Annotated in this window: 31 protein-coding genes and 1 pseudogene; 12 read left to right on the top strand and 20 right to left on the bottom strand. The window is 55.0% G+C overall.

Features of this window, described 5'->3' with window-relative positions; genetic code table 11:
* Positions 1-40: 40 nt before the first annotated feature.
* From Q0562_RS05845 to Q0562_RS05805, 9 genes are read right to left on the bottom strand one after another with little or no spacing between them, the layout of a single operon-like run.
* Positions 41-217 (bottom strand): hypothetical protein, encoded by a 177-nt coding sequence (locus tag Q0562_RS05845; RefSeq protein ID WP_298642410.1) that lies wholly within the window; start codon positions 215-217, stop codon positions 41-43.
* Between the two features lie 2 nt (positions 218-219).
* Entirely contained in the window at positions 220-1,335 is a 1,116-nt protein-coding gene (locus tag Q0562_RS05840) for a type IV secretion system protein (protein WP_298642407.1), read from the bottom strand.
* 1 nt (position 1,336) lies between these two features.
* Entirely contained in the window at positions 1,337-2,065 is a 729-nt protein-coding gene (locus Q0562_RS05835) for a type IV secretion system protein (protein WP_298642405.1), read from the bottom strand.
* A 31-nt stretch (positions 2,066-2,096) separates the two neighbouring features.
* A complete protein-coding gene (locus Q0562_RS05830) occupies positions 2,097-4,067 on the bottom strand; it encodes a hypothetical protein (RefSeq protein WP_298642402.1) in 1,971 nt (656 codons plus the stop codon).
* A complete protein-coding gene (locus tag Q0562_RS05825; protein ID WP_298642399.1) occupies positions 4,061-4,552 on the bottom strand; it encodes a hypothetical protein in 492 nt (163 codons plus the stop codon). Before Q0562_RS05825 ends, Q0562_RS05830 begins: the two co-directional genes overlap by 7 nt.
* Positions 4,545-4,880, bottom strand: coding sequence for a VirB3 family type IV secretion system protein (locus Q0562_RS05820; protein WP_298642398.1), 336 nt, complete (start codon positions 4,878-4,880; stop codon positions 4,545-4,547). Before Q0562_RS05820 ends, Q0562_RS05825 begins: the two co-directional genes overlap by 8 nt.
* Complete coding sequence (locus tag Q0562_RS05815; protein ID WP_298642395.1) at positions 4,877-5,197, bottom strand: TrbC/VirB2 family protein; 321 nt, start codon at positions 5,195-5,197, stop codon at positions 4,877-4,879. The genes Q0562_RS05820 and Q0562_RS05815 overlap by 4 nt, the downstream gene beginning before the upstream one ends.
* Positions 5,190-5,789 (bottom strand): lytic transglycosylase domain-containing protein, encoded by a 600-nt coding sequence (locus Q0562_RS05810; RefSeq protein WP_298642393.1) that lies wholly within the window; start codon positions 5,787-5,789, stop codon positions 5,190-5,192. Before Q0562_RS05810 ends, Q0562_RS05815 begins: the two co-directional genes overlap by 8 nt.
* On the bottom strand, positions 5,782-6,054 hold the full coding sequence (locus Q0562_RS05805; protein WP_298642391.1) for a YdaS family helix-turn-helix protein: 273 nt from the start codon (positions 6,052-6,054) through the stop codon (positions 5,782-5,784). The genes Q0562_RS05810 and Q0562_RS05805 overlap by 8 nt, the downstream gene beginning before the upstream one ends.
* Positions 6,055-6,205: 151 nt before the next feature.
* Here Q0562_RS05805 and Q0562_RS05800 point away from each other — a divergent pair, with 151 nt between their 5' ends.
* Complete coding sequence (locus Q0562_RS05800) at positions 6,206-6,829, top strand: S24 family peptidase (protein ID WP_298642390.1); 624 nt, start codon at positions 6,206-6,208, stop codon at positions 6,827-6,829.
* A gap of 7 nt (positions 6,830-6,836) precedes the next feature.
* On the opposite strand, the gene Q0562_RS05795 is transcribed toward Q0562_RS05800, so the two are convergent.
* From Q0562_RS05795 to topA, 3 genes are all read right to left on the bottom strand, one after another.
* On the bottom strand, positions 6,837-7,010 hold the full coding sequence (locus tag Q0562_RS05795) for a hypothetical protein (RefSeq protein ID WP_298642387.1): 174 nt from the start codon (positions 7,008-7,010) through the stop codon (positions 6,837-6,839).
* 233 nt (positions 7,011-7,243) lie between these two features.
* The gene (locus Q0562_RS05790; RefSeq protein ID WP_298642384.1) at positions 7,244-7,408 is read right to left on the bottom strand and encodes a hypothetical protein; all 165 of its coding nucleotides are present in this window, start codon (positions 7,406-7,408) and stop codon (positions 7,244-7,246) included.
* Between the two features lie 57 nt (positions 7,409-7,465).
* On the bottom strand, positions 7,466-9,484 hold the full coding sequence (topA, locus tag Q0562_RS05785) for a type I DNA topoisomerase (RefSeq protein ID WP_298642381.1): 2,019 nt from the start codon (positions 9,482-9,484) through the stop codon (positions 7,466-7,468).
* A gap of 119 nt (positions 9,485-9,603) precedes the next feature.
* Here topA and Q0562_RS05780 point away from each other — a divergent pair, with 119 nt between their 5' ends.
* Positions 9,604-9,906: a helix-turn-helix domain-containing protein gene (locus Q0562_RS05780; RefSeq protein WP_298642378.1), complete on the top strand. Its 303-nt coding sequence runs from the start codon at positions 9,604-9,606 to the stop codon at positions 9,904-9,906.
* A 19-nt stretch (positions 9,907-9,925) separates the two neighbouring features.
* Positions 9,926-10,156 carry a hypothetical protein gene (locus Q0562_RS05775; RefSeq protein ID WP_298642375.1) on the top strand — a complete coding sequence of 77 codons (231 nt, stop codon included), beginning with the start codon at positions 9,926-9,928 and terminating at the stop codon, positions 10,154-10,156.
* 314 nt (positions 10,157-10,470) lie between these two features.
* On the opposite strand, the gene Q0562_RS05770 is transcribed toward Q0562_RS05775, so the two are convergent.
* Positions 10,471-10,779 (bottom strand): HigA family addiction module antitoxin, encoded by a 309-nt coding sequence (locus tag Q0562_RS05770; protein ID WP_298642363.1) that lies wholly within the window; start codon positions 10,777-10,779, stop codon positions 10,471-10,473.
* 13 nt (positions 10,780-10,792) lie between these two features.
* Positions 10,793-11,071, bottom strand: a complete 279-nt coding sequence (locus Q0562_RS05765) for a type II toxin-antitoxin system RelE/ParE family toxin (RefSeq protein ID WP_298642308.1) — start codon at positions 11,069-11,071, stop codon at positions 10,793-10,795.
* A gap of 330 nt (positions 11,072-11,401) precedes the next feature.
* Between Q0562_RS05765 and Q0562_RS05760 the strand changes: the two genes are divergently transcribed.
* The 8 genes from Q0562_RS05760 to Q0562_RS05725 are packed head-to-tail and all read left to right on the top strand — an operon-like array spanning position 11,402 to position 15,065.
* Positions 11,402-11,623, top strand: a complete 222-nt coding sequence (locus tag Q0562_RS05760) for a hypothetical protein (protein ID WP_298642305.1) — start codon at positions 11,402-11,404, stop codon at positions 11,621-11,623.
* Positions 11,620-12,312, top strand: coding sequence for a hypothetical protein (locus Q0562_RS05755; protein ID WP_298642302.1), 693 nt, complete (start codon positions 11,620-11,622; stop codon positions 12,310-12,312). The genes Q0562_RS05760 and Q0562_RS05755 overlap by 4 nt, the downstream gene beginning before the upstream one ends.
* An 11-nt stretch (positions 12,313-12,323) precedes the next feature.
* A complete protein-coding gene (locus tag Q0562_RS05750) occupies positions 12,324-12,842 on the top strand; it encodes a hypothetical protein (protein ID WP_298642299.1) in 519 nt (172 codons plus the stop codon).
* A gap of 7 nt (positions 12,843-12,849) precedes the next feature.
* On the top strand, positions 12,850-13,887 hold the full coding sequence (locus Q0562_RS05745; RefSeq protein WP_298642297.1) for a DUF927 domain-containing protein: 1,038 nt from the start codon (positions 12,850-12,852) through the stop codon (positions 13,885-13,887).
* Positions 13,823-14,170 (top strand): hypothetical protein, encoded by a 348-nt coding sequence (locus tag Q0562_RS05740; protein WP_298642294.1) that lies wholly within the window; start codon positions 13,823-13,825, stop codon positions 14,168-14,170. The genes Q0562_RS05745 and Q0562_RS05740 overlap by 65 nt, the downstream gene beginning before the upstream one ends.
* Complete coding sequence (locus Q0562_RS05735; RefSeq protein WP_298642291.1) at positions 14,142-14,444, top strand: hypothetical protein; 303 nt, start codon at positions 14,142-14,144, stop codon at positions 14,442-14,444. Before Q0562_RS05740 ends, Q0562_RS05735 begins: the two co-directional genes overlap by 29 nt.
* Positions 14,434-14,775 carry a hypothetical protein gene (locus Q0562_RS05730; protein WP_298642289.1) on the top strand — a complete coding sequence of 114 codons (342 nt, stop codon included), beginning with the start codon at positions 14,434-14,436 and terminating at the stop codon, positions 14,773-14,775. Before Q0562_RS05735 ends, Q0562_RS05730 begins: the two co-directional genes overlap by 11 nt.
* The gene (locus Q0562_RS05725) at positions 14,772-15,065 is read left to right on the top strand and encodes a hypothetical protein (protein ID WP_298642287.1); all 294 of its coding nucleotides are present in this window, start codon (positions 14,772-14,774) and stop codon (positions 15,063-15,065) included. Before Q0562_RS05730 ends, Q0562_RS05725 begins: the two co-directional genes overlap by 4 nt.
* Before the next feature lie 436 nt (positions 15,066-15,501).
* On the opposite strand, the gene Q0562_RS05720 is transcribed toward Q0562_RS05725, so the two are convergent.
* From Q0562_RS05720 to Q0562_RS05700, 5 genes and pseudogenes are all read right to left on the bottom strand, one after another.
* On the bottom strand, positions 15,502-16,239 hold the full coding sequence (locus Q0562_RS05720; RefSeq protein ID WP_298642284.1) for a site-specific integrase: 738 nt from the start codon (positions 16,237-16,239) through the stop codon (positions 15,502-15,504).
* Positions 16,240-16,403: 164 nt separating this feature from the next.
* Positions 16,404-16,679, bottom strand: coding sequence for an Arm DNA-binding domain-containing protein (locus tag Q0562_RS05715; RefSeq protein WP_298642280.1), 276 nt, complete (start codon positions 16,677-16,679; stop codon positions 16,404-16,406).
* A gap of 170 nt (positions 16,680-16,849) precedes the next feature.
* Entirely contained in the window at positions 16,850-17,263 is a 414-nt protein-coding gene (locus Q0562_RS05710) for a hypothetical protein (protein ID WP_298642278.1), read from the bottom strand.
* 40 nt (positions 17,264-17,303) lie between these two features.
* A pseudogene (locus tag Q0562_RS05705) lies at positions 17,304-17,483 on the bottom strand (hypothetical protein); the annotation flags it as partial.
* Between the two features lie 44 nt (positions 17,484-17,527).
* Positions 17,528-18,187, bottom strand: a complete 660-nt coding sequence (locus tag Q0562_RS05700; RefSeq protein WP_298642273.1) for an NAD(P)H-binding protein — start codon at positions 18,185-18,187, stop codon at positions 17,528-17,530.
* Between the two features lie 107 nt (positions 18,188-18,294).
* On the opposite strand from Q0562_RS05700, the gene Q0562_RS05695 reads away from it, so the two are divergent.
* Positions 18,295-19,218 (top strand): LysR family transcriptional regulator, encoded by a 924-nt coding sequence (locus Q0562_RS05695; RefSeq protein ID WP_298642271.1) that lies wholly within the window; start codon positions 18,295-18,297, stop codon positions 19,216-19,218.
* Here the strand turns inward: Q0562_RS05695 and Q0562_RS05690 are convergent.
* Positions 19,193-24,435, bottom strand: a 5,243-nt coding sequence (locus tag Q0562_RS05690) for a right-handed parallel beta-helix repeat-containing protein (RefSeq protein WP_298642269.1), incomplete at its 5' end; no start/stop codon positions are given. The genes Q0562_RS05695 and Q0562_RS05690 overlap by 26 nt on opposite strands.

The following is a 24,435-nucleotide window of genomic DNA, read 5'->3' as shown; positions in this document are numbered from 1 at the left end:
ATAATTCCTTGTGTTCGTGAGAGCTTTATTTATAGATGTATCAGTTCATCCTTCCTTCCAATATCCGTTGTGCCTCCATTTTACCGAAATATTGCGGATTGACCGCCCGCCACTCGCCTTGCGGGAATACCTCGTTTTCATAAGTCTTGACGGAAGAACAGCCGGACAGGACCATCATCAACAATCCCGGAAATATCAATTTTGTATATTGAGACATCACTACTCCTTGCTGATTTTGGTCGGCACCCGGAAGCCGTTGACTAATTTGTATGAACGAACAGCGCTATCTCTGACTACATGTGCAGTAGAACTAGCGGCTTTTCCTATCCCCTTACCGACAAATTTACCCCCCTTCCTTGTATAATTTTTTACATCACCAACAAAGGACGCTACTCCTAAAGCTGCACTTTCTTCCAAACCGCTCGAACCGAACCATGAACTCGCCACGTTACCAATTTTGTTAATAATCACAGTAAAAACAAGACTGGTTGTGAAGCAAGCAGCCGCTATGGCGAAAGTTAATTCATCTTGATTATAAATGCCTGCATATATTTGTAATAAAATAGATACCGTCATCATTGCTAATTGGTAAGAAAGACAATATCCTAATATAGATGATAGCCATGAAACAAACCGCCCCCTTGTTGCATCAAAAGTAAGGAACATGATAAATAAAGGTGCAAATCCCAATCCAAGCATAAAGAGTATTTTATTTAGCATAACTGTGACGAAACAAAATATTCCCATAAAAATTAATCCAGCCATAACGATAGCTATTTTTGTAGCTAGCATTACCAATTCCCATATTCCACCCAGATTTTCTGAAGCCGTAGCTACTCTTGTTCCAGCATCTTTAATGGAATCCCACATCCATCTGAAAAACCCTAATGGTTCACCGCCATTGGCCTGCGTATCCTGTTCAACAGATGATGTCATCTCTCCTACTCCCATAGAAGCCTCTAAGAGATCTCCTAGCTGCCCTATATGTCCTTCTATGTTATTGAATATAGATGCGGTTCCGCTTGATGAAAAATCTTGCGCCATAGCTTCCTGTGTTTCCATTATTGGATATACTAGATGTGAATAAAGGAGCCTAATAGAACCTGCAAGACAAAGGATGCTACCTTTTACAGCGAAATCTTTGACAAGATGATTAAACGAGTCAGGTATAACGCCAGTTATAATTAGGTAAGCGCAATAAGTAAACCATATAGTTAGCAAAGGGATGATTAACATTACTACCCCTGCACTTAAAATAGATATTGGAAAGATAGCAAAACGTACAATTTCAGTAGATATTACCTGTTCTGCAAGTGTAAAAACTTCAAATGCCATATTATTTTAATAGTGAAGAGTATTTTGTGTCAGAGTAAGAGCTATTGGCCTTTTTTGCTTTATTTGAGATAGTTTTTACTCTACGTTGAATGTTTCTTTCCTCCGCCTGTTTAGCTGCAAGTTGCTGCTTGGCGTCCTGCATCTTGGCAAAGTTGTCAGCTTGCTGTTGCAATACGGCGATGCTGTTGCCTTCCAATTGAATCTGCGCCTGAATTTCAGCCATGGATTTCATGTCCGTGGCGCTCTTTGCTTTTTCAGAAAGTTCTGAAATCTTTTGCAATTTGTTGTTTAGCTGTTCGTGCAATTTTTCCGCAAAGTCCAGTTGCGCCACACCGCCCAAATGCGCCTGTTCGCACATGGACTTATCGCGGCTGCCGCTGCAATCCGGCAGGCTGTCCAGATAGGCTTTGGCTTTGCTGGTCAGGCCGGAGGTGTTGCCTTTCATCAGGTCTTCCAGCGTGCCGGTAATTTGCGGGTCAATGCCGCCCATGTTGAGGATTTCGGTAAATCCCTTGTCGCCGGTCATGGCTTTGACACTGGCTTTCAGCTGCTCAAGCTGCGCCTTGGCTTCGGCCAGTTGTTTGGCCATCTCTGCCAGCTCGGCCAGGCTGTTCTTCTCTGCCATTGCGATGGCGGAACCGTCGAAGACGGGGATACCGCCCGCCAAAGCGGGTGTGGTGACGGCCAAAGTCAGGGCAATGACCAGGGTGCTTTTCAGTTGTGACTTCATGAATGTCTCCTGTGGGTGAGTAAAAGTGGTGTTAAACGGCTTCCACCGGTTCGGCGGTTTTCCTGCGTTCTTCGGCTTCTTTTTCTTGCCGCAAGCGTTCTTCTTCCGCCTTGATCGCCGGTTGCGACAGCCGCTCAAAATAGGCCGGCAGCCAGTCGTCCTTGCCGTATCGGGCAATCATTTCATCGGCAATCTGGGCGCGATAGGCAGAGCCGGACAAGACTTTGACGGCCTCGATGCCCCGCATGTTCAGTTTGCAATGCGCGGTTTCGCCCTGGTGCCGGACCAGAAATTCGCGTGAATATTTGCCGAGGCTGCGAATCAGCTCAAACTGTTCCCTGTTCAGTTTTAGCTTTTCCATATAGACCTTTTCGTCTGCGGCGGGATTCGGCAGGAAAATATGGGTTGCAATCTGCCCGAGGAAAGCAGAGGAAAGCCCTTCATAGGCATCAGCAGGGGATTGCGAGGCAAATACCAGTACGCCACGTTCTTTACGGATAACGCGGCTCTTGTCTTCGAGGTAGAGTTGGAAAGATTTATCCCGCAGTGGTCGCCATGCTTCGTCAAATGACATGATGAGCGGCACACCATTGATCATTTCCTGAATGCGGTGGATCAGGTACATCAGGATGGGGGTGCGTATCTCATCCACATCCAGGAATTGGGTGTAATCAATCCCGATGATATGGGCGTCTGCCGAGAAGGTGTCGGTGGGATTATTGAATATCCAGCGATATTCGCCTTTGGTCCAAGCGTGTAATCTTTGCCGTACGCTTTCGTCCCCACTGGGCAGGAAATTGGAAAAAGCTTCGATATTCCTGATGGGTTTCGGCAAGTCGAGTGTTTGCTCTATGGCTTTCCGGATAAGTTCATCCTCAGATACCGTAATGGGCTTGTCATAATTTTTCAGGATGGCCCGGATCAGGTGCTTTAGATGGGCTTTGTTTTCTTCCGTGGGCGCCATCAAGAACGGATTCCATCCGGTGGGCTCGCCCAGCTTGACCTGTGAATACTGGCCACCCATCGCCTTGATAAAGACGCTGGCCCCCAGATCCTTGTCAAACATCACAATGCGCGGTTTGACGGTGTAGCGCTGCGATTGCGCCAGCAAGAAAGAAAGCAGCACCGTTTTCCCGATGCCGGTCTGACCGGTAATGAAGGTGTTGCCGGCCACGTCTTCACCGGTCACGTCCTCCCGTTGTTCCGGGGCGTGAAAATTGAAATAGAAGACTTCATCATTGACCGTGCGCAGCATCGATACCGCCGATCCCCAAGCGTTACCCTGCGCCTTGCCGTGGTTTTGGATCAAGAACGGCATCATCTGTGCGCTGTTGGCGGAACTGAGCTTGGCACGGCGCGGATTGAGAGCGATGTTGCCCGGCAGCTGGGCAAAATAGGCATGCATCTTGGCCATCTTGTTGGGTGATGCCTTGAATCCGCAGCCGGTCAGTACCGCTTGTGCTTCGGCGATCTTGCGGCGTAGCTTGTCGAGCGAATCGTCAATCAACAACGCGGACCAGTAAAAATCGCCCAGTACGTAGTTGTCGGATTTGGCACCTTCGTTGGCTTCCTCAATATCAGCAATATCGGCCTGACTACCATCATCACTGCTTTGCAGCCTCTTGTATTCCCGCTCCAGCCATGACTTGGCTTCTGCCTTGTCAATCGGTACGAAGGTCTGAGTTACCGTCATTTCCCACGGAAGTTCTAGGAATGGCTGCAACATTCCGGCGGTAGTTTCATCCGGGTATTCAGAAAAAGTCAGGATGGCGGCATAACGTGTCTTGCCAAAGTCGTCAATCCTGACAAATTCGTTGTTGCCAAATGATATGGTTGCTGTCGGCAGGTAATTACAAATTTGCGTCCGTTGCAGCGGCACCGGACAATCACTCAGATTGACCAGGTAACTCAGAAAACGCAGTGTGTTGCTGAAATGGACACCCTTTTCATTTTCATAGACACCCAGTGTTTCAATGTCATAATCTGCAAAGTAACTCAGCACTTTTGCTTGATTTCGCCCAGGGTATCTTCGGCCTGTTTGGCCAGTTTGATGATTTCTTTGAGTGTGCTCTTGAATGGTGTGAATCCGGCAATCCTTTTGTAGGGTCGGTAGATAATGCTGATGTAGTAATCGGTACTGATGATGGGTGAACCGTAGATAACTTTTTCCAGGTATTCTTTATCCAGCTCGGCGGCGAATCCTGCATCAAAGTCAGAAGGCAATGACGCCGTGCCATTGCTGCGGATGCAGTGCGTCTGGATGTACAGGTTGTACCGTTGCGGCGCGCGCAACTGTGCGATGAATTGATTGATTTGCAGCACCCGTGCATCAATTTCCCTTTGTGCCTGCCCGACGTAATTCACGCCTTGCAGTCTGAAACACATCAGATAACTGCCGCCGCGCAGCTTGATGATTTCGGGCGAGATGTGGGAAGAATAGGGGATCCAGTCGCTAATCCCCGCCGTGGGTGTTTTGGTATTAATCATGCATGAATCCCCGATGCGGCAGCGGATAGGGCGGAAGCACCGTCAGATTGCGTAATTTGTTCTGCGCAAAGCGGAACCGCTCAATCACCTCCATGAACCAGATCACCATGTACTGGTCATCCCGCTTGGTGTAATCCCGCATCATCCAGCCACTCACGATGACGGGGATGGCGAAAAGCAGCGAATAGAAGTGCAGCAGCGGCCACAGGGCGGCGGCCAGCAGGATGAGCGGCGCTTCGACTTTGAGGAGTATTTCTGTCGGCAAGCCGAAGAACATCACAGGGCGGGTGGCGCCCCGGAACAGGGGCGCGGCTGCTTCTTCATTCATGATGTCGGGATCATTTTGACCAGATCGGGCAGTGCAATCAGCACGGCAGCACCGATGATCCAGTTCGTCATGTCTTGCAGCCGTTTCGAGCCCGTCCAGATCGCGATGACGATCCAGATACCGGCACCCAGTGCGACCGGATAGCACAAAAGACGCAGCCCCAGCACGATGTCGTCGGTAATGGACTTGGTTTTTTGCGCCCACGCCTGGGCGGCGGCGGGATCAGAAATCAGCAGCGTGACTATGGCGAGTGCCACAAGCCAAAAATGGCGGTTGTGCCATGATGTCAATAGATGGTTTTTTAGCGTTTTACTCATTTGTTGTACCGGAATTGGAAAGAGAGGATTTGAGTCTGCGTTGCCGCAATGTCAGTGGTTTGTCTATGCTTTTTATGGTTCTCGGCGTGGATTTGCCTTTGCCTCCTTGCCTTTTGTGGGGAATAAAGTGAATGAGATCATCCGATGCGCGCGGCATCAGGACGGAAGTCAGGACGGGTTTTGCCCCGTTTTGCAGGACTTTGCCGACGTAGCCGTGCCGGTAGCCGGTAACGGGATTGCCGGCGTAGTAGCAGGAATAGGCTTTGGGCCAGTTGCCGTAGCGTGCATGACAGGCGGCCAGAATCCGGCTGCCTGCGTGCAGGTTGGTGCATGGGTCAAACATGTTGCCCTCGTGCAGTTGATAGGCACTGAAATTGACTTGATTGACCTGCGCCATGCCCACCGAGTAATTGAAGTTCCCTTTGCGCAGCAGCTTTACCGTCGTCACGGCCTCAACCAGGGATTGCGGCTGGCGCGACAGCCTGCCGCCGACCACACCGATGGCAAAGGGGTGTGCGCTGCTCTCTGTCCGCACAATCGCGCTCATCTGTTCCGGCGGCACCACAACCGCACACCCCATGAACTCAAACATCCTTATGCCTCCTTGCTGTCTTGCTGTAATCCGGCAGCTGTTTCGTGTAAACCAGCTTGCAGTCCGGCGGGAAAAAATCGGGACGCATTTCATGCAAACCGACGAAGCCACCGGTCACGAAGTAAATCTGGATAGCTCTGGCCACAGGAATGGGTGAGCGCCCTCTGAGCCAGTGCCCGATTTGCGCCGGTGATGCGCTGATGCTCTTGGACAAGGCTTTGATTGCGCCGCGTCCGTATTGGTCAAGGTATTCCGGGAGGGTCATGCTTGCACTTATAATTGTTTCATGGCAGGGATTAAGGTACTTAAAATATAACATTCCTCCCCGTTAAGCAAGGTCAGATGCAGAAATGTTAGGATGTTGCGGCGGGATGCTTTGCCGTCCCGGTACACCGCAACAACTCCCCACACACCTCATGGCCGCGAAAATCGATAAACAGATATTTATCAACCAGCTGATAAAAGCCTTTGAAAATACAGGGATTAAAAAGAGAGAACTGCGCCGTCATCTGGCGCAGCTTTGTGAAGTTTCCACGTCCGCCGTCAGTGCATGGCTGACCGAAACAAGGGCGAATACCCCGAATGTGGAAAACCTGATGACGATTACCGAAGCTACCGGGGTTTCCATCGATCAGCTCATCTATGGTGAAAGCAGCCGAAGAAGCGTGGGCGGTGAGTTGTCGGTCATCAACCGGACCGGAAACAATGGAGCCGTGACGATTCCGGCGATGAACAACGTGGTTGAGGGCTTTGCGGTAGTCATGGATGACGACAGCATGACTGCCCCGCAGTGGCCGACTTTTCCGCCGGGGACGCTGGTGGTCTTTGATGCGCGCATAAAAAACCCGCCGGAAGGCGGGGAACTGGTGTACGCAAGGGCGCGCGTGGGCGATGTGGTGGTGGATGTCTTCCGGCGGATCATCCGGGTCGGCGGGGCGGTACACCTCGCCGCGCTCAACCCTATGTATCAACCAATTACTGATTTTGAGATCTTGGGGAATTATTCTTATGCAGTTTCAGGTCTCAGCCTGACTGCTTGACTATCAACTATAAAAATAGGCAAAGATAGCGCCGAGTACCAAAAAAGTTAGCGCGCATCCCCCCCGCATCTTCATCTACCTCTCCTTTGCGTGGAGTGAATAAAAAGAGACCTCCCAAAAAAGCAAGCAGGGAAAACGCTTCGGCAACATCTTTTCCTTCATAAATGATACCTGCCGCCAAGATGGCGAATACAACAATAGCGCACATTATTTATTTGTTAGTCCTAAATATGTATCTTTAATATTAAAGCACCTGAGAACAATTAATCTTTAATTAGCATGGGGCTCTTCTTTTGCTTTTTTGTAAATTTCACCAGCTCTCTTGCATAAATCTCTTTCTGTTCCTTTTTTAGTACCTGTTCCCATAATCTCAGGGAATCTTAACAAGAAACCACGCGCTATTGCTTCTTGTCTTTACACGGGATTTGTCATTTCCTCAATTTTATCTAATAACGCGTAGTCGCTCTTCAGTTTATTCTGGGCGTCATTTACACGCATTATATAAATTGCGTAATTAATGCCAACGATAGCTGCAACGATACCTAAAAGAATCAGGATGATGTTCCATACCTTTTTCATAATTTGATCTCCAAAATAATATTGAATTTTAATATTTTACGCATCATCCCTGACTTTTCAAGTATTTTTTGCTTTTTGCGGTTTGCCCTTGTCATCAAAGGTGGTGTAATCGCAGGCGGGGTATCTGTCGCAGCCCCACCAGTATTTTCCCTTTCCCTTCTTGGCGGCGCGCCGCTGCAAATGGCCCTCACCACATTGCGGACAGGGGTACGCCGTGGATTTTGACATGGGTGTTCCGGGCTTGCCGTGTTCATCGGGAGCCATGTAATTGCAACCATCCTTGTAATTCGAGCATCCCCAGAAAGTGCCTTTTTTGCCATTGATGCGGCGCAGTTTCCCGTTTTGGCATTGCGGGCAGGGGATGATGCTGCCGTCCTCGATTGAGGATTGGATAAAGTCAGCCAGCCGGTTATCCAGCGCGAGATCGTAGTGGCGGACTACGGTCAGATAATCGGCAGTGCCGTTGGCGATGTTGTCCAGTTCGGCTTCCATTGCGGCGGTGTATCCTGTTTCCATGATGTTGAAACGGCCGGCCAGGGCATCTATCACCGCTTCTCCCAATGCGGTGGGGTAAAAGTAGCGTTTCTTGATTTCGGCATAACCGCGCCGCAATTGGGTTTCAATGATGTTGGCATAGGTGGCGGGGCGGCCGCTTTTGTGCTTTTCCAGCAGTTTCAGCAACGAGGTTTCGGTAAAACGGTTTGGCGCACGCGTTTCCGGTTCAAGCAGCACGGTTTCGAGTGGATGACAGATTTGGCCTTCCGTCAACATCGGCAATTGTCCGCTTTCCGCCTTGTCGTTATCATCGGTGTAGTCTTTGGCGATGATCTGCCAGCCGGGATACAGCAGTTCCCGTCCGGACGCGGTAAAGACCGCCGTCATCGAACCCGGAGCGGGGACGTTGTCCAAAGTCAGGGGGCGGAGGATTTCCAGCCGCGCTTTCCTGATTTTGTAGATAGCGGGACGCATCTGGCTGGCGATGGCCGCGCGCCGGATGAGCTGATAGACCTGATCTGCGACTGGATCGCCGCTGTTGGCGGTGCGCCGCGCAAAGTCGGTGGGGCGGATGGCCTCATGCGCTTCCTGCGCCCCGTCTTTTGCCTTCCAGTGGTGCGGGGGATCGGCAATGTGATCATCTTGTCCGGCTGCGCGCAGATAGTCGCGCAGTGTGGCAATGGCTTCATCAGAGAGATTGGGGTTATCTGTGCGCATGTAAGTGATCAGGCCCGCCTCAAAGAGTTGTTGCGCGGCGGCCATCGTCGCGCCCACGGATAATCCCAGACGGTTGGCAGCGGCCTGTTGCAGGGTGGAGGTAATCAGCGGTTCCGGCGGCATTTGCTGCTGTTCTTTTTCCCCGCAGGCGATGACGCGCAAGCCGCTTTGTGCCATGCGGCGCACGTTCCCGGCGCTTTCTTTGTCGGTGATGTACGGAGATTCTTCGGTAACAAAGGGCGCAGTGTCCCATTTCGTCTGCCATTGCCGCCCCTCTGTTTCGCAGATGGCCGCCGCACCGTAATGCTTGACCGGGCGGAATGTACGGATCGCCCGTTCACGCTCGACTATCAGACGCAAAGCCACGGACTGCACCCTGCCCGCCGACACGCCGCGCCTGCCGAGTTTGTCGCCCAATGCGGGCGAGAGCTTGTAGCCATACAGGCGATCCAGCACCCGCCGCGCCCGCTGGGCATCAACAAGATTTTCATCAATATCGCGCGGCTGTTGCACGGCACGCAGCACGGCGGTTTGGGTGATTTCGCTGAACGTTACGCGCCGCACGGTTTTGTCGTGCCCCAGCAGTGTTTTCAGATGCCAGGCGATGGCCTCGCCTTCGCGGTCAGGGTCGGTGGCAAGCCAGATTTCTTCCATCTGTCTGGCCATGCCTTTGAGCTTGGCCACCACACCCTTCCCTGACTTGGTGACTTCATATGTCTCCTGATAGTTACCGGGATCCACGCCCATGTCCTGCTCCGGCAGGTCCCGCACGTGGCCGAAGCTGGCCTCAACCACCCACCCCGCGCCCAAGTAGGCGGCGATGTGTTTCCGTTTTGTCGGTGATTCTACTATCAGCATTTTCATGTTTTAGCGCACCTAAAATCGTTTTATGACGTCTTGCATTACACTTTAAGTTGATATTTTTGTATCTTCCGTGGACAATAGTGTTATCCGGCTATCACGGGTTATCACGAGGAGGAGAGATGAAACTGATTACCGCAGACAAAGCGGCGGCCATGTTGTCTATATCGAGACAAACGCTGTACCGGTGGGCCAAGGCCGGCAAAATCCCGGTGTTGGCGGACGGACACAGCTATCGCTGGCTCGAAAATGAGGTAGTGGCTTATCACATTCTGAGGTGGGACTTACCACAGGCATTACCTGGTGACATCCCGCCGGAGCGTATGGAGGTATTGCTTGCCTGCATCCGTAAGGCCCGGGGACAGGTCAGATTGAGTACATCGGCAAATACGATTGCCCAGGCGCGGCAACTGGGCCGTGCGTAACTCATTTTAAGGAGACACCATGGAATCTATACATATCGTTCTGGACATCGACGCCACGGCAACCAAAGGCAGTGCAGCAGCGGTAACGCTGAAGGTGGTACTGGGAACCCTGCGCAGTGCAATGCTGCATCCGGGCGGTCAGCCGACACCTGAGGAAATGGCGCGTGTGCTTGATATTGCCATCTCGCTGATGCCGGCAATACTCAACGAAGACGAAGCGGCAGGAGGTGGTGATGAAAGGACTGAATGAAGTCAGGTTGAATTGGCGCCCGCATCGGCAAGGTGCCGGGGGTTCTATTCATGGCGGCCGGACGCAAGCCGGGGTGCCTTGCCCCGGCAACCGATAATGACCGGCTTCCCTTCTGGCTTTCAACCCAAAAGACGGTATCCGCTACGGCGGATACCCGGTAAACAGGCAAAAGAAAAGCACTCCGGGCCGAGTGCTTTTCAAGGGGTAGAAATGTTCAATTCCTATACTCATCATAGGGCAGAGCCTGCAACAGGGCAAGTATCAAATTTTGCCCGAAGTCATGGAAGGGACTGTACGACAAGGCAGCACAAAATTTATACGTGGCTTTCGGTCAGTTCTGCCGGTTGTTGGACAACTTGCACACGGGCGGCGCATTGCGGGTCGGTGTGTGCAAGATCATACGTGGATTGCATCCTCAACCAAAATTCAGCTTGGCTATTGAACGCCTTTTCTATTCTTAATGCGACTTGCGGGCTGATGCCTCGCCTTTCGTTAACAATTTCTGACAAAGCCGCACGTGGCATATCAAGCACCTTTGCCGCTTCTGTGATGGTCAAACCCAAAGGCTCAAGACACATTGTTTTCAAGACAAGTCCTGGATGGGCGGGGTTTTTCATTTTCATGGATATTCTCCGGTCAGTGATAATCGAGATAATCAACGATGTAGGCATTACCATCCTCGAAACGGAAGATCAGTCGCCAATTCGCGCTGACCTTGACGCTCCAAAAACCGTCAAGATTATGTTTCAGTGGATGCAGATCTGCGCCGGGCAGTGCCATTTGCTCTATGGCTTCCGCGTCATTCAATGCAGTCAGCAAAACTCTCAGTTTCTGGCGGTGTTCCGGTTGAATGCCGCTGGCCTCATCTTTGAAGAAGAAGCGTTTGAGCCCCTTGTGGGCGAAGCTCTTAATCATTGTAAATCCTTGGGTTATTTATGCACTGTATCGCGTAACGATACACAAGTCAACTTTTCAATGAAGCGCTTGCAAATAGGGCAAAAAAGGGGCTATAGTCTGCCCATCGCGACACACACCGCCGCGATCGGGATTAGCACCCCGCCTGTCAGCAAGCGCACCGGCGCGTTCCAGCGCTGTTTTTATGCCTGTTTTCTATGGCAGCGTGCGTGGGAGAACCGCAAGGTTCGCCGTTTCTTGTTGAGCGGTAGTGCTAATCCCGCGTTCGCTGTCGCCCTCTTCCTTAGCACGAAAGGCGGCAGTCAGACCCTAATCAACAAGGAGACTATCATGTCTTGCCATATCGCCCTGGTACTCGGTGATGCCACCGATACCGTCAATGAAACCCTCTCTGCTTACACGGCCGCCCTGCTGCGCGCCCTGTCCCTCGCCCATACCGATCCCGACTTCCGCCTGTCCGCCCCCGATACCTGCCTCATCCTTGACTTGATTGAGCAGTTTGCCACGCAGAAGGACAGCGTGCATGGTGAAGTCATGGGAGGTGCGGCATGACGGCAAGACCATTACCGGCTCAACGCCTCGAACACCTGCGCGAAACAGCCCGCACCAAGCGGCAGGAATATGGATTATCCACGATCGGTGCCTCCCGGGCGACAACCGGCTTTATCATCGTCCGGCGCAACAAGGCAACTGACTGGATCGGCTCTTTGGAGTTCCCTGACATGGAGCGGCCCGGGGTGTTCGCTGTCAGTTGCAGCGGCCGTGTTTTCCGCGCAGATGGCAGTCACTGGCAACCCGTGGATGGCGGCCCGGAGTGGAGCGGTGATGAATTGCCCCTGCCGGCGGAAAGTCAGGGAAGAAAAGATGCCGCCGGTTTGACCATCCCTCACGCTGAAGCCAGGCAATTATTCCATGTGCTCATCGACCGGCTATTGAGCAGAGGCTATGCGCTGAATGTCTCTTTTGACCATTACGGCATTGGCTGCATGGTGAACGTACAACATGATAGCCGTCAGGATGGGAAGCCCTATATTTTTACCCTGTCCCTGCGGCTGGATCCGGAACCGTATTTACAAGACGACTCGTATACCAGCATTCATTATTTCCACAAGGACGATAAAGCAAGCGTGGAAAGACTGTCCGTTATGGATTGGCGTCATGTGGTGGGGCAATTCTGTGATTTGCTGGACAAATCCCGCGAGGAATACGGTTTGCAATTCCGCACCTGCTTACCCCAATAAGGCAGGTCAATATGGGCAAACGCAAACCTTCCGCCGTCGCCGCAAACGACGGCGGCATGACAACACCTGCACCCGCCACGCCGGCACAGCAACGCGCGCAATGCCTGCGCCCCTTCACTGTGGCCGATGACGACGGCATCTGGCATCATCCGGTCAAGGCCGACGGCACGGCATGGCTCGCCCCGATCCGCCTTTGCGCCCCCTTTACCGTAGTCGGTACGGGCAGCGATATTGCCGGGCAGCATTATTATCTGATTGAGTGCACCGGCGGCGAACGGTGCCTGATCGCGCGCGGCGACGTCGGCACCCCGGAAGGCTGGCGGCTGCTGCGCAACGTCATTGACATCCCCTCGGCGCGCAAAAAACTGGACCTGCTCATCGAATTTATCCAGGAAAGCGGTGCCGGTGAGCAATGGACAATCACCGACACGGCCGGATGGCACGATGATGCCTATATCCTGCCCAGTGCCCAGCGGCGAGATTATCGGCCAGAGCGCCCGTCTCTACTTCAACGGCAAGGTATCCAATGACAAACGCTTGGCCTACCGCAGCGCCGGAACCCTTGATGACTGGAAAAACCGGATAGGGCGCTACGCGGCCGGCAACAGCCGCCTTTGCTTGATGCTGGGTGCCGCCTTTGCCGCCCCGCTCATGCAATGGCTCAACATCGATGGCGGCATCATCCACATTTTCGGCGAATACAGCAGCGGCAAAACCACCACCCAGCGCGTGGCGCAATCCGTGTGGGGGCACGGTGCCACCACCAGCGAGAGTTGGAACACAACCGCCTACGCACTCACCAACAATGCCGCCGCACGGAATGACGGCCTGCTTTCGATGGATGAAATCGGCGAAGACGGCAGCGGCCGCAGTGTTGATCAAAGTATCTATTCACTGGCCAACGGCAAGGGGCGGGCGCTTGGCAACAAGGATGGCGGCAACCGCCCCGAGATCCGTTTCCGGGTCCTTTGCACTTCTACCGGCGAGCTCTCGCTGGAAAGCCATTTGCAGAAATTCGACCGTGAAATCATGGCCGGGCAGCTGGTGCGCTGTCCTTCCCTGCCGCACAAAATCGAAAACCATCATGACTTCCCTGACTTCAAGGCTCTCGTGAACCACCTCAACAGTGCTGTTACACAATACTACGGCACAGCCGGGCGCACCTACATCACCTGTCTGGCAGAAGATTCGGCATTTTGGCGGGAGACCGCTGTCAGCCTGTTCCAAGAACACCTAACGCTATTAAGTGAAAATTATCGGCTCAATGCCCAGACCATGCGCACCGCCCGGATCTTTGCGGTAGCGGCAACGGGGCTGGTCATGGCGGTCAAACACAACATCATTACGCTGACGGCGGATGAAGTCCTGTCCGGCATCAAAGATTGCTTCGCAGACTGGTGCCCGCAATGGCCAAGTCAAGGAAGGATACGAAGCCGGAAAAATCAAGCGGATGGGGATGGACTTTGTGCAAACCCGGGATTTGCTCTTTCTCGACCCCGAACACCCTTATATGCCAAGCAAAGACACGCCCGGATACGTCAAACGCTACGAGCCTTTCGAGGAAAAGGAAGATGAGTATTACATTTTTCCCGCCATTTTCCGTGAGCACTTCTGCAAGGGATTCGATGAAGAGAAAGTCAAGGATGTGCTGCACGGCTTGGGATGGCTGGCCAAAGACACGGGGGATCGCTGGCAGTTTCAACTTTACGGAAAGGACCCCAAGACTGGTAAACGCAAACGCTTGGGGCTCTTTTACAAACTGATCGGCATTACCCCACCCGTGACAGCGCAAGAAGATCTATCTATGCACGATAATCCGGAGTCCAACTATGAAAACCGTAACCACCCTATACGATAAATATCTCGAGAACCTGTTGGCCCACGACGGCTGGCGAGATCCGCAAAATCCGCAGCTGGTGCAGATTTTTGCGGCCGCCATGACAGGAGTTTCTTTGGCGGCACGAGCCGGCGCTATAGAGCTGTCGTTGGATGAAGCACAAAAGAGACTGCAACAAATATTTAGTTATTGGTGCGATTACGAGCGAAAAATGGCGCGTTTGCAACAGGGTAATACTGAAGAAATCAGAAACCTCAGCATAATGATCATGCAAAAATTCACATTTGTTTCTTGATCCCGACAAATCTGTTTCCCCTGATGATGGTGTGATGGGGTATGTTAAACGCAACAATAGTTACTCATATAAGGTGGACGAATATTATATTTTTCCCTCTGTATTCCGCGAGAAATTTTGCACGATATTTGATGAAGAGGAAGTCAAAGAAGTATTGCATGAATTGGGGTGGCTTGCCAAAGATTCAGACAATCGTTGGCAATTTCTTCTTTCTGGGAGAGACCCCAAAACCGGCAAACGCAAAAGTTTGGGACGATTTTATAAACTGATGGACATTGCAACATCCGGGATAATGCAAGAACGATTACCTAAATCAGGAGCGACAAAATGAAACAATACGCTGAAAAGTACCTTGACCACTGGATCCCCGAACGGGAGTTTATCGAAAACTGTTGCCGTGACCCCAAGACCGGTGAGTGGTGGGGTGTGGAGAAAACCTGCAAAGTCCTGCATGAATGCGGTATCTTGCAGCGCAACGAGGAGGAAGACCGCTGGCAGCACTATATAGAGGGCAGCGGTTACTACTACGTTTTGCGCAACCGCCTGCCGGACAACTTCCCACTGACCCCTGAAATGGAGGACAAAATCTACATCCCCGTAAACGGGCATACCAATCAGTAATGTCAAGCATCTAGGAATTTTGTCAAAATTTGGCCCTAAATAAAATCATGTAAAATCAACATAATGCAGAAACTCAAAAGAAGCAGAATTATTGCCGATACATTAAAAGTAAGTAAGTTTATGGCTGTAATTTAATTTTTTAGCCTCTTGACTTTTGTAACCTATTGAAATGGTTGAATGTGGATAACCCAGTCAACCACAGGATGGCTATTGCCTTGGTTTATGATGTGGTTGGAAATATTTTGATTAAAATCAATATATTGACAGCCGAAAAAATGTGCATAAACCACGTAACCCGGTTTTCCCCGCATTATCCCCTTTGTAGCGCCTATAAGCGTTAAACATTACGATGCGCTCCTAAAGAGCGTCCAGTTATTTCAATCATAAAAAAGACCGGTATCTGGCTGGTCTTTTTTTTATTCCTAGTCTTGATAAATTAGGTTTTATCTTTTATTTGACTTTTAATAAAGTCAGAATACCACTGCATCATTTTGTGACGTTCTTCCATATATTCAGCCCTATTATAGGCAGCCCTGATTTTATTATTTTGCTGATGAGCCAATTGTCTTTCTATGGCATCCGGATTCCATAATCCGCTTTCATTCAAGATACTCGATGCCATCGCACGGAATCCATGCGGCACTGCAATATCTCTATATCCCATTTTTGTCATGACAATGGAGAATATATTTTGTCCCACAGGTTTATTGCGATTGCCGGTAAAGAGCAACGGGGACTCTGCCTTGCGCAGTTGGTGCAATTCTTCCAGGGTTTCTAAAGCCCAGTCGGAGAGCGTCACGACGTGCGGCCGCCGCATCTTCATCTTCTCGGCCGGGATATGCCACTCATTGCCCTCGATTTCGGCCCATTCTGCCCCCAACAGCTCACCGGACCTGACCATCGTCAAAACAAGCAGCCGTAGCCCGAGCTGCGCCACTTTGTTTGGATAATCATCCAGCCGGGCAAAAAACTCGCCAATCATGGACTGCGGCAATGCAGGGCGATGCACTACCTGCCTTCCTTTGCCTATTTGAGCCGTCACGAGGGCGGGATTGTAGGTCCCCCTGCCTGTACGGATTGCGTAGCCGTAAACGGCGCCTATGTACTGTCTGACACGTCTTGCAGTCTCATCCTTGCCTTTGATCTCTTTGGCCGTCAGCAAGTCAGTGATCATTGGCGGCGAGATGTTGCCAATAGGGAAATGCCCAATGCGGCTGAACACGTAAGTCCGCAGCATCGCAAGAATATTTTGCGCATGTCTGGCACTTGTCCATTGTGGGCGATTGACTTTGTACCATTCGAGGGCGATAGCCTCGAACGTATCACCCGCAGCGGCCCTCAGCTCGCTTCTGCGGCGTTGTTTCTCCTTGGACGGATCCACCCCCCTTTAGCCAGCAACAATTTCGCCTCCATGTGCGTCCTGCGCGCCTCTTTCAGGCTCACGGCCGGATACACCCCCAGTGCAAGCGTTCTGTTCTTGCCAAAAAATCGGTAGCGATAGCGCCAATATTTGCCGGAAGGGGTCAGATACAGATAGAGACCGCCGCCATCAAAGAGTTTGCGGGGCTTTTCCGGTAGTGGCAGATGCCGGATTTGGGTGTCCTTGAGTCGCATAATTAACGGAAAATTAATGTAGAAACTCAGGTTACAGCATCTTTTTATGCCCCCAAAGATACCCCCAGCCTGCCAGTGCTATTTTCTTGTAACATCCGTTTACTTCTGTTTCTTTCAATATTCATCCGTATTCAAAAAAGGCATTAAAATTTGTCCACCTTTGTAAAAAATTAGAGCTTTTCACAGCCACTCTTTGAAAAGTGCTTTACAACCAATAAAGTATGTGAAAGTTTCCTGAAAAATGTGGCTGCGACGGCGGTAACGACCGAGAGGATGACGCTGGACGCGTTACCCCGCAGCTGCAAACGGCTCACGATGAAGCCCGCGATGCAGCACACCACGGCCAGCGGCAGATAAAGCAGGAAACAGACGGCAAGCGTTAAGGCAAACGAATCGGCAGGGGTGCTCGCCAGCCAACCCCTTCCACATCCCCGCATAAAAAGAAGCGTGTATGACAGCATAAACAGCGCCCCGCCCCATAAGGCTTGCGCGCGGATATAGGGGGCATAGGCGGATAAGGGGAGTTTGTCGCGGGGCTTCATGGCTTTGTCCGTGGTGAAGGGGAAGCCATTGTAGCGCTGCAAAAAATCCCGCCGGAGCGGGATTTTCTGCGGGTAAGGCCGCTTAAAACATGCCGTTTTGCTGCGCCATCTCTTCCGGCTTCGGCATCGGCTGGATGACGTCCCAATGTTCGACGATTTTGCCGTCGTCATTGAAGCGGAAGATGTCCACCACCGCCTCGCCTTTATCGTCCGGCGCGGCCCGGCTGAACACATGCAGCACCACCAGATCGCCCTCGGCGATGCGGCAAGCAGGGCGGTGAGCAGCAGCTTTTTCACAGGCTCCCCTTATGCCGCCGCCACGGTGAAGCGCTGGTGCATATGCCCCTTGCGCTCGGCATCATCGGCAATCGCCACCGCCAGATCGGCGACGCTGATACCGGCCGGGATGTCGCCGTCCATCAGCAGCTCGTTGCCGCCCAGGCGGTATTTGCCGGTACGTTCCTCGCTAAAACCGCCGTCGGCACCGAGGCGGGCGGGCGGCGAAACCATCGCCCAGTGCACGTCCTGATATTTGCCTTCCAGGTCGCGCAGCAGATGGCGGGCGGCGTTGGCACCGTCGAAAATCTCCTTTGGAAACGCCGGTGTATCGATCAGTTGCACACCGGGGGCGACGTAAAGACTGCCCGCCCCGCCGACGACGAGCAGATACGGCACTTGGGTGGTGCGCGCGGCGGCAAGGATGGCGGCGTAGCCCAGCGTGAACTCGCGGCCGATATCCGGATTCGTCCAGCCCGGATTGAAGGCGCTGACCACGGCATCAAAACCTGCCAGCTGCCTGGTGAAATCGGGCGCGTGCACATCGGTCTTCACCGCCCGCACATGCGGTGCGGTGAAGACTTTATCCGTGTGGCGGGCAAACGCGGCGACTTCGTGACCACGTGCGGCAAGCTCGCGCACCACCGCATCGCCGACATAACCGGTGGCACCAATGACTGCAAATTTCATGACAGACCTCTCTGTGTTGCTTGAATGAAGGAGCGCTTATTGTAAGCGGCAAACCGCCGCCTGATAATGCCGCCACCGCTCATCACACCCATAAGCAGGACTACATAATGGACGACCTCCGCCCGCTGCTCGCCTTCGCTGCCGTCCTCGAACACGGCAGCATGCACGCCGCCGCGCAAGCGCTCGGCATGACCCCCTCCGCCGTCAGCCAGCACATCAGCCGCCTCGAAAAGCTGCACGGCGTCAAACTCCTGCACCGCAGCACCCGCCGCCTCGCCCCGACCGACGCGGGCCAGGCGCTCGCCGCCCATTGCCGCCGCCTGCTCGCCACCGTGCAGGATGCCCGCCTGACCCTCGCCAGCCTGAAAACCGACATCGCGGGCGACGTACGCCTCGCCGTACCGACCGGCATGGCCGACGCTCCCGCCTTGCAGCAGGCGCTGCGGCGCATCCGCCACGAACACCCCGCGCTGCGCCCCAGCCTCTACCTCGACGAAGCGCTGGCCGACCTGCGCGACGGCAGCATCGACATCGCCCTGCGCGGCGGCGCACACGCGCTGGACGCGCCCGACCTCGTCGCCCGCCACCTCGCCGACTGGCACTGGCGCATCTGCGCCGCCCCCGCCTACCTGCACGACGCCCCGCCCATTACCCACCCCGCCGACCTTGCCGCCCACACCTGGATCTACCGCGAATGGCCACGCGGCGAACTGCGGCGCGGCACGGAACACCACCCGCTCGACATCGGGGGCGGCCTCTACTGCAACCGCCTCGCCGCCGTGCGCCCGCTGTGCATGGCGGGACTCGGCCTCGCCCTGCTCGCCGACGGCGAAGTGGCAGCGGCACTGGCGGACGGCAGCCTGCACGCCGTCCTGCCCGACTGGACACTGCCGCCGCTTGCCATCTACGCCGTCACTCCGCACCGCGTGCAGACCGGCCGCATCGCGGCGGTGCTGCGGATATTGCGCGAGAGCTTTGCCCCGGCGCCGGTATCGCCCGGCGGCATCAGAGGATGCTCACCACCGCCATGACTTCTTCCTCGCTCAGGGCGTGGCCGTCGTGGGCGCGCAGGGTGATGCTGTTGTGGTAGGTGTGGTTCGCGCTGTCGTCGAGGTCGTAGTCGAGGGTGCGTTTGTCCGCGTTGTAGTGCAGGTTTTTGATGGTCTCGCCTTTGCCGGCGACGAGGCGAATGCGGTCTTCTCCGGTGTTGAGGTCGAGGATTTGGTTCAGCGCCGGGCTGTCCGCACTTTTCAGCGGGTTGGTGATGAAGATGAATTGGTCCGCGCCTTTTCTGCCCACGAGGCGGTCTGCACCGCTTGCTGCTATCAGCACGTCATCGCCCAGGGTGCCGATGAGGTTGTGCTGGGTTTCGGCGGTGTCGAAGGTGAAGGCGTCGCCGCCGCGTTCGCCGAGGTAATCGAGGATGTCCGCACTACTTTTGCCTATCAGTTGGGCGTAGTCGGCGTCTTTGATGTTCGGGGTGATGATGGTTGCGCGCGCGCCGCTGCCGACGGGGATGAGGCTGTCGTTGAGTTCGGCACCATTGTGGGTGTTGTTGTGGGCGTGGATGGCGGCATCTGCGCCGTTTTTTTGTCCACTTTCGATCCAGTTGGCGGGGATGTTTTGTCCGTCGTCGGTGGTGATGTGGTTTCCTGCAACGGCGAGGCTGGGTTTGGCCGTGTCGCCGTAGCCGTAGATGCCGATGATGGGTTTGTCGATGTTGCCGTGGATGTTGAAGGTGTTGTCGCGCACGTCGTAGTGCTCGGCGTTGCCCAGCACTTGCAGGATTTCGGCGACGCCATCGCTCGCCTCGCGGATGGTGATGCGGTTGTCGGCGATGGTGACGCCGCCGCGCAGTTTGCCGTCGCTGTTGCTTTCCTGGATGTAGATGGGCATGGCGCCGGGGGTAATGCGGCCGATGTCGGCGGTGTTGCCGCTGATGTTGATGGTGCCGCTGCCCGCGCCCGTGCCGCTTTGTCGTCCGGTGTCGTTGATGATGCCGATGAGGTATTTGCTGCTGTCGCCGCTGATGTGGTTGTCGCGGATGTCCAGGGTGTAATCCATGTCGCGCTCGTGATTTCTGTATTCGATGGCGTAGGTGTGGATGTTGTCCTGATAGACGGCGAGGTTTTTGATGGTGTTGCCGCTGATGGTGTATTGGCCGTTTTGGCTGCCGAGGTTGCGGAACTGGGTGTTGGTCTGGATTTGGATGCCGGTGTAGCCGTGGTAGGTGACTTTGCCGCTGTAATCGCCGTCGTCTTCGGCCAGGCGGAAGTTGGGGTCGGCGCTGACGGTGTTGTTGCGGATGGTGACGTCGGTCATGCTGAAGCGGCGGTTATAGACGGCGATGCCGTTCAAGCGGTCGCCGTCGCTCCGGTTGTTTTCGATGTGGATGTGTTCGCCGTCGTGGATGTCGAGGCCTTTGCGGTAGTTGTGGTCGGTGTGGTTGTCCCGGTAGGTGACGCCGATGTTGTAGCTACCCGCCATGCTGGCCGCGCCGTAGCCGGTGCCGCCGTCGGCTTCGTGGCCGTTCCAGGCGAGTTCGTTTCCTGCGACGGTGATGTTTTTTTGGTAGGCGAAGAGGACGCCGGCGACGCGGTTGTGGTGCAGGTGGCTGTTGATGACCTGGTTGTCGCTGCCGCCTGGTGCGCTGTGTTCGTCAAGTTCGCCGCGCGCGAAACGGTCGTGCGCGTTTTCGGCGACGGCTTTGGTTGAGGTGAAGTGGATGCCGGCGCGGTTGGCGCCGCTGACTTCGACGCTGTCGATTTTGGTGCGGCTGGCGTCGTTGACGAGGATGCCGTTCACTTTGCCGAAGTAGCTGTCGGCGGGGCGGTAGAAGTCGCGCTCGCTTTGGTGTTCGTAGCGCAGGCTGAAATGGGCCAGCGTTTTGCCGCTCTGGCCGTCCACGAGGATGCCTGCCTCGCTGCGTACGTCGTCGAGGTTGGTGTTCCAGTTGAAGTCTTTGCCTTTTTGTTGCCAGTTGTAGGTGACGGTGGTTTTGCCCATGCCGTCGCCGAAGATACCGGTGACTTTGTCGTGCGCGGCGTCAATGGCGAGTTGTTCGCTGATTTTCAGGGTGCCTTTGCCAAGGTAGAGCGCTGCCCCTTCTTTTTGTGCGGCGGCCAGTGCGGCTTTGAGCGCGGTGGTGCTATCGGTCGCGCCTGTCGGGTCAACGCCGAATTCGCCTGCGTCGATGTATTTGCCGTAGGTAGTGTGCTGGTAGATGCCGTATTGCACGGTGTCGCTGTGGTTTTCCGGCGTTTCCGCATGGCCGCCGTGGTCGGTGTAGCTGGCTTTGACGGTGATGGTGTGGCCGAGATCGGCGGCGGTGAGGGTATAGGTTTTGCCGCTGGCGTCTTTGATGGCGATGCCGTCCCGCTGCCATTGGTATTGCACGTTATCGGCGGTGAAGCCGTCGCTGTCCTCAACGGTAGCGGTCAGGGTGTTGCCGACGCGCGCCTCCCCGCTGATGCTGATTTTGCCCGGATGGTTCGGCTGCGGGTTATCGGCGATTGTGGCTGTCGGTGTGCTGGTCGGGGTTTCGTCGTGTCCGGCGTTGTCTGTGTAAATGGCTTTGACGCTGATGCGATGACCCGCGTCGTCTTGGGTCAGCGTGTAGCGGTTGCCCGTCTGTCCGCTGATGGGGTTGCCGTCGCGCAGCCATTGGTATTGCACGGCATCGGCGGCTAACTCGTCGGCGTCAGTCACGGTGGCAGTCAGCGTGCCGCCAATCTTCGCTTCGCTGCTGATGGCAACCGCGCCTGCGTGGTTCGCAGGCGGCGGGGTGTCGTCGGCAACAGCGGCGGTGGCGCTGCTTTCCACCGCTTCCGCCGTGCCTTTGCCGTCGGTGTAGGTGGCTTTCACCGTGATGGTTTTGCCCTTTTCGGCGGCAGTCAGGGTGTAAGTACCGCCCTGCCCTATTTCGACGCCGTCGGCCAGCCAGTGGTAGCTGATGCTGCCGAGGCCGTCTTCATCCGCCAGATCGTTCGCGGCGGTCAGGGTTTTGCCGACCACCGCCTCGCCCGTGATGGTGACGCTGCCGGTCGGCGCGTGGTTGGCGGGCGGCGCGGGGTAGCCGGGGTCGTCCTGCACGAAGACGTAGAAGCGTTTTTGCACGCTGAGGCCGCCGCTGTCAGTGGCGGTGATGGTGAGGTCCACGGTTTTTTCCGTGGCATAGTCGAGGTGCTGCCCCGCTTTGAGTTTGAGGGTGCCGTCGGCGGTTACTTCAAAGCGGCTGTCGCTGACGGTGTAGGTGTGCGTGTCGCCGCTGTCGGGGTCGGTGGTGGTGAGCTTACCGACGGTCGCGCCGTCTTTGCCTTCGGCGATTTTGTCGGCGCTGAGGCTGATGTCGGTCGGCGCGTGGTTGACGGGGGCGGGGTTCGCGCCGTCGTCAAGAATGTCCACGGTGAGGGTGCTGTGCTTGACTTCACCCGCTTGTCCGGCGGCGGCACGGATGACGCTGACGGCGGGTTTTTCTTTGCCGTCGTGTGTCCACAGGCCGAAGTAGTTTTCGTGATTGGCCTTGTCGAGGGCATCGGGGATGCCATTGCCGTCCGCATCAATATTGGCATCGGGCTTGCCGTCGCCGTTAGTGTCGATGTTTACGTCCAGTTTGCCATCGCCGTCGGCATCACGGCTGATGATGCCTGGCACATAGGGGGCGCGGTCATTCTGCACCTGGTAGAGGATCATCGGTCCTTCACCGGTCTTGGCGTGCTGTTCGAGCAGGGTTTTGATGACGGCGGCCTGTTGTGTTTCGTCCAGCCCCTGATACATGGCCTCGCGGCCAACCTCGGTCGCCCAGATGTGTTTACTGCCATCACCATGTTCCTGCATGATTTGTTTCAGGGTTTTTTCGCCAGGGGGCGGGGTGACGACATCGCCGTTCATCAGCGCCCAGCCGTTTGATTTGAATTCACGCGAGGTGATGCCGTAAGGGTGGTGCGAGAGGGTGTCGAAATGACCTTTGGCACCTGCTGCATACATCTGTTCGAGGAAATCACGCGGGTCAATGTAGCCATCCGAGCTGCGTGTCTCGCCCACGGTCATGCCACCCGCCAGCACATTGACATCAGGCGCGGCATCATGCGCGGCTTTGTAGGCGAGTTTGAGCAGGTTGGTGTAGTGCGCGGCGTTAGGTTTGAGGTTGCCCGGACTGTCGTGCCAGAAGCCGGGGTTGCCCGGTTCGTTCCAGACTTCGTAATCCTGGATGCCCTGCGGCGCATAACGCTTGACCACAGCGGCCATGAATTTGGCGTAGTCAGCATCGTGTTCGGGTTTGGGCGCAAAGTTGCTGACCCAGAAGCCCCGCTTGTCCAGCGCCTCTTTTTCAGCGGCACTGAGCTGGTCGGCACCACTCGCCCATTCCGGTGTGCCGCTGACCTGCATCAGCACTTTCATGCCGTATTTCTGCGCGAGTTTGACAGCAGCGTCGAGGTCTTCCCAGTTGTAATCACCGTTTTCCGCCGCTTGCGCACGGTGCCACGAAGCAACAATGCGTACCCATTTGACACCCATCTGCGCCGCCCGTGCGTAGCTTTCTTCGGCAGCAGCGAGATTCGCACCCCAGGCGGGGTTGAGCGGCTGCACACCGATGCCGTTCGTACCACGGAAATCTTCGCGTCCGGTCGCAACGTCAATCGTCTCGCGCACATTGTCGGAACCCGGCTGCTCTTTCGGATCATAGGTGTAATGCAGGGTGCCGCTCGCGCGGTCATAACCGGTGAGCGTCAACGTACCCTTGTCGTTATCCAGCACGGTCTGCGGCTGCTGCACGAGATTGCCCAGTTTGGCGAGATTGAGGGTGGTATTGCCGATGGTCACGCCTTCGCCGTCGGCCAGGTTGCCAATCTGCATCGAACCGGCGACGGGACCGTCGGTTTCCTTAACGGTGAGGTGGTTGGCATCCTGCGGGGCGATGGCCTGCGGCGCGCTCGTCGGGGCCTCGTCATGCCCGGCGTTGTCTTTGTAGGTGGCGCGCACGGTGATTTTGTGCCCGGCGTCGTCATTGGTGAGCTGATAGGTGTTGCCCGTTTGCCCGCTGATGGCGACGCCGTCGCGCAGCCATTGGTAGCGTACGCCGCCGGTCGGTACTCCGTCGCTGTCGCTGATGCTGGCGGTCAGTTCGCTGCCAACCTTCGCTGCACCGCTGATGGTGATTTGGCCTGCGTGATTGGGTTGTGGCTGCGGCGGCGTGTTTTCGACATCCAGCGGCGCGCTGAGCGGGGTTTCGTCATGCCCGGCGTTGT

The sequence above is a fragment of the uncultured Cardiobacterium sp. genome, assembly GCF_938028825.1.
GTDB lineage: Bacteria > Pseudomonadota > Gammaproteobacteria > Cardiobacteriales > Cardiobacteriaceae > Cardiobacterium.
The sequence above is the reverse complement of the archived record's forward strand: the minus strand, read 5'-3'. Positions and strand labels throughout refer to the sequence as shown.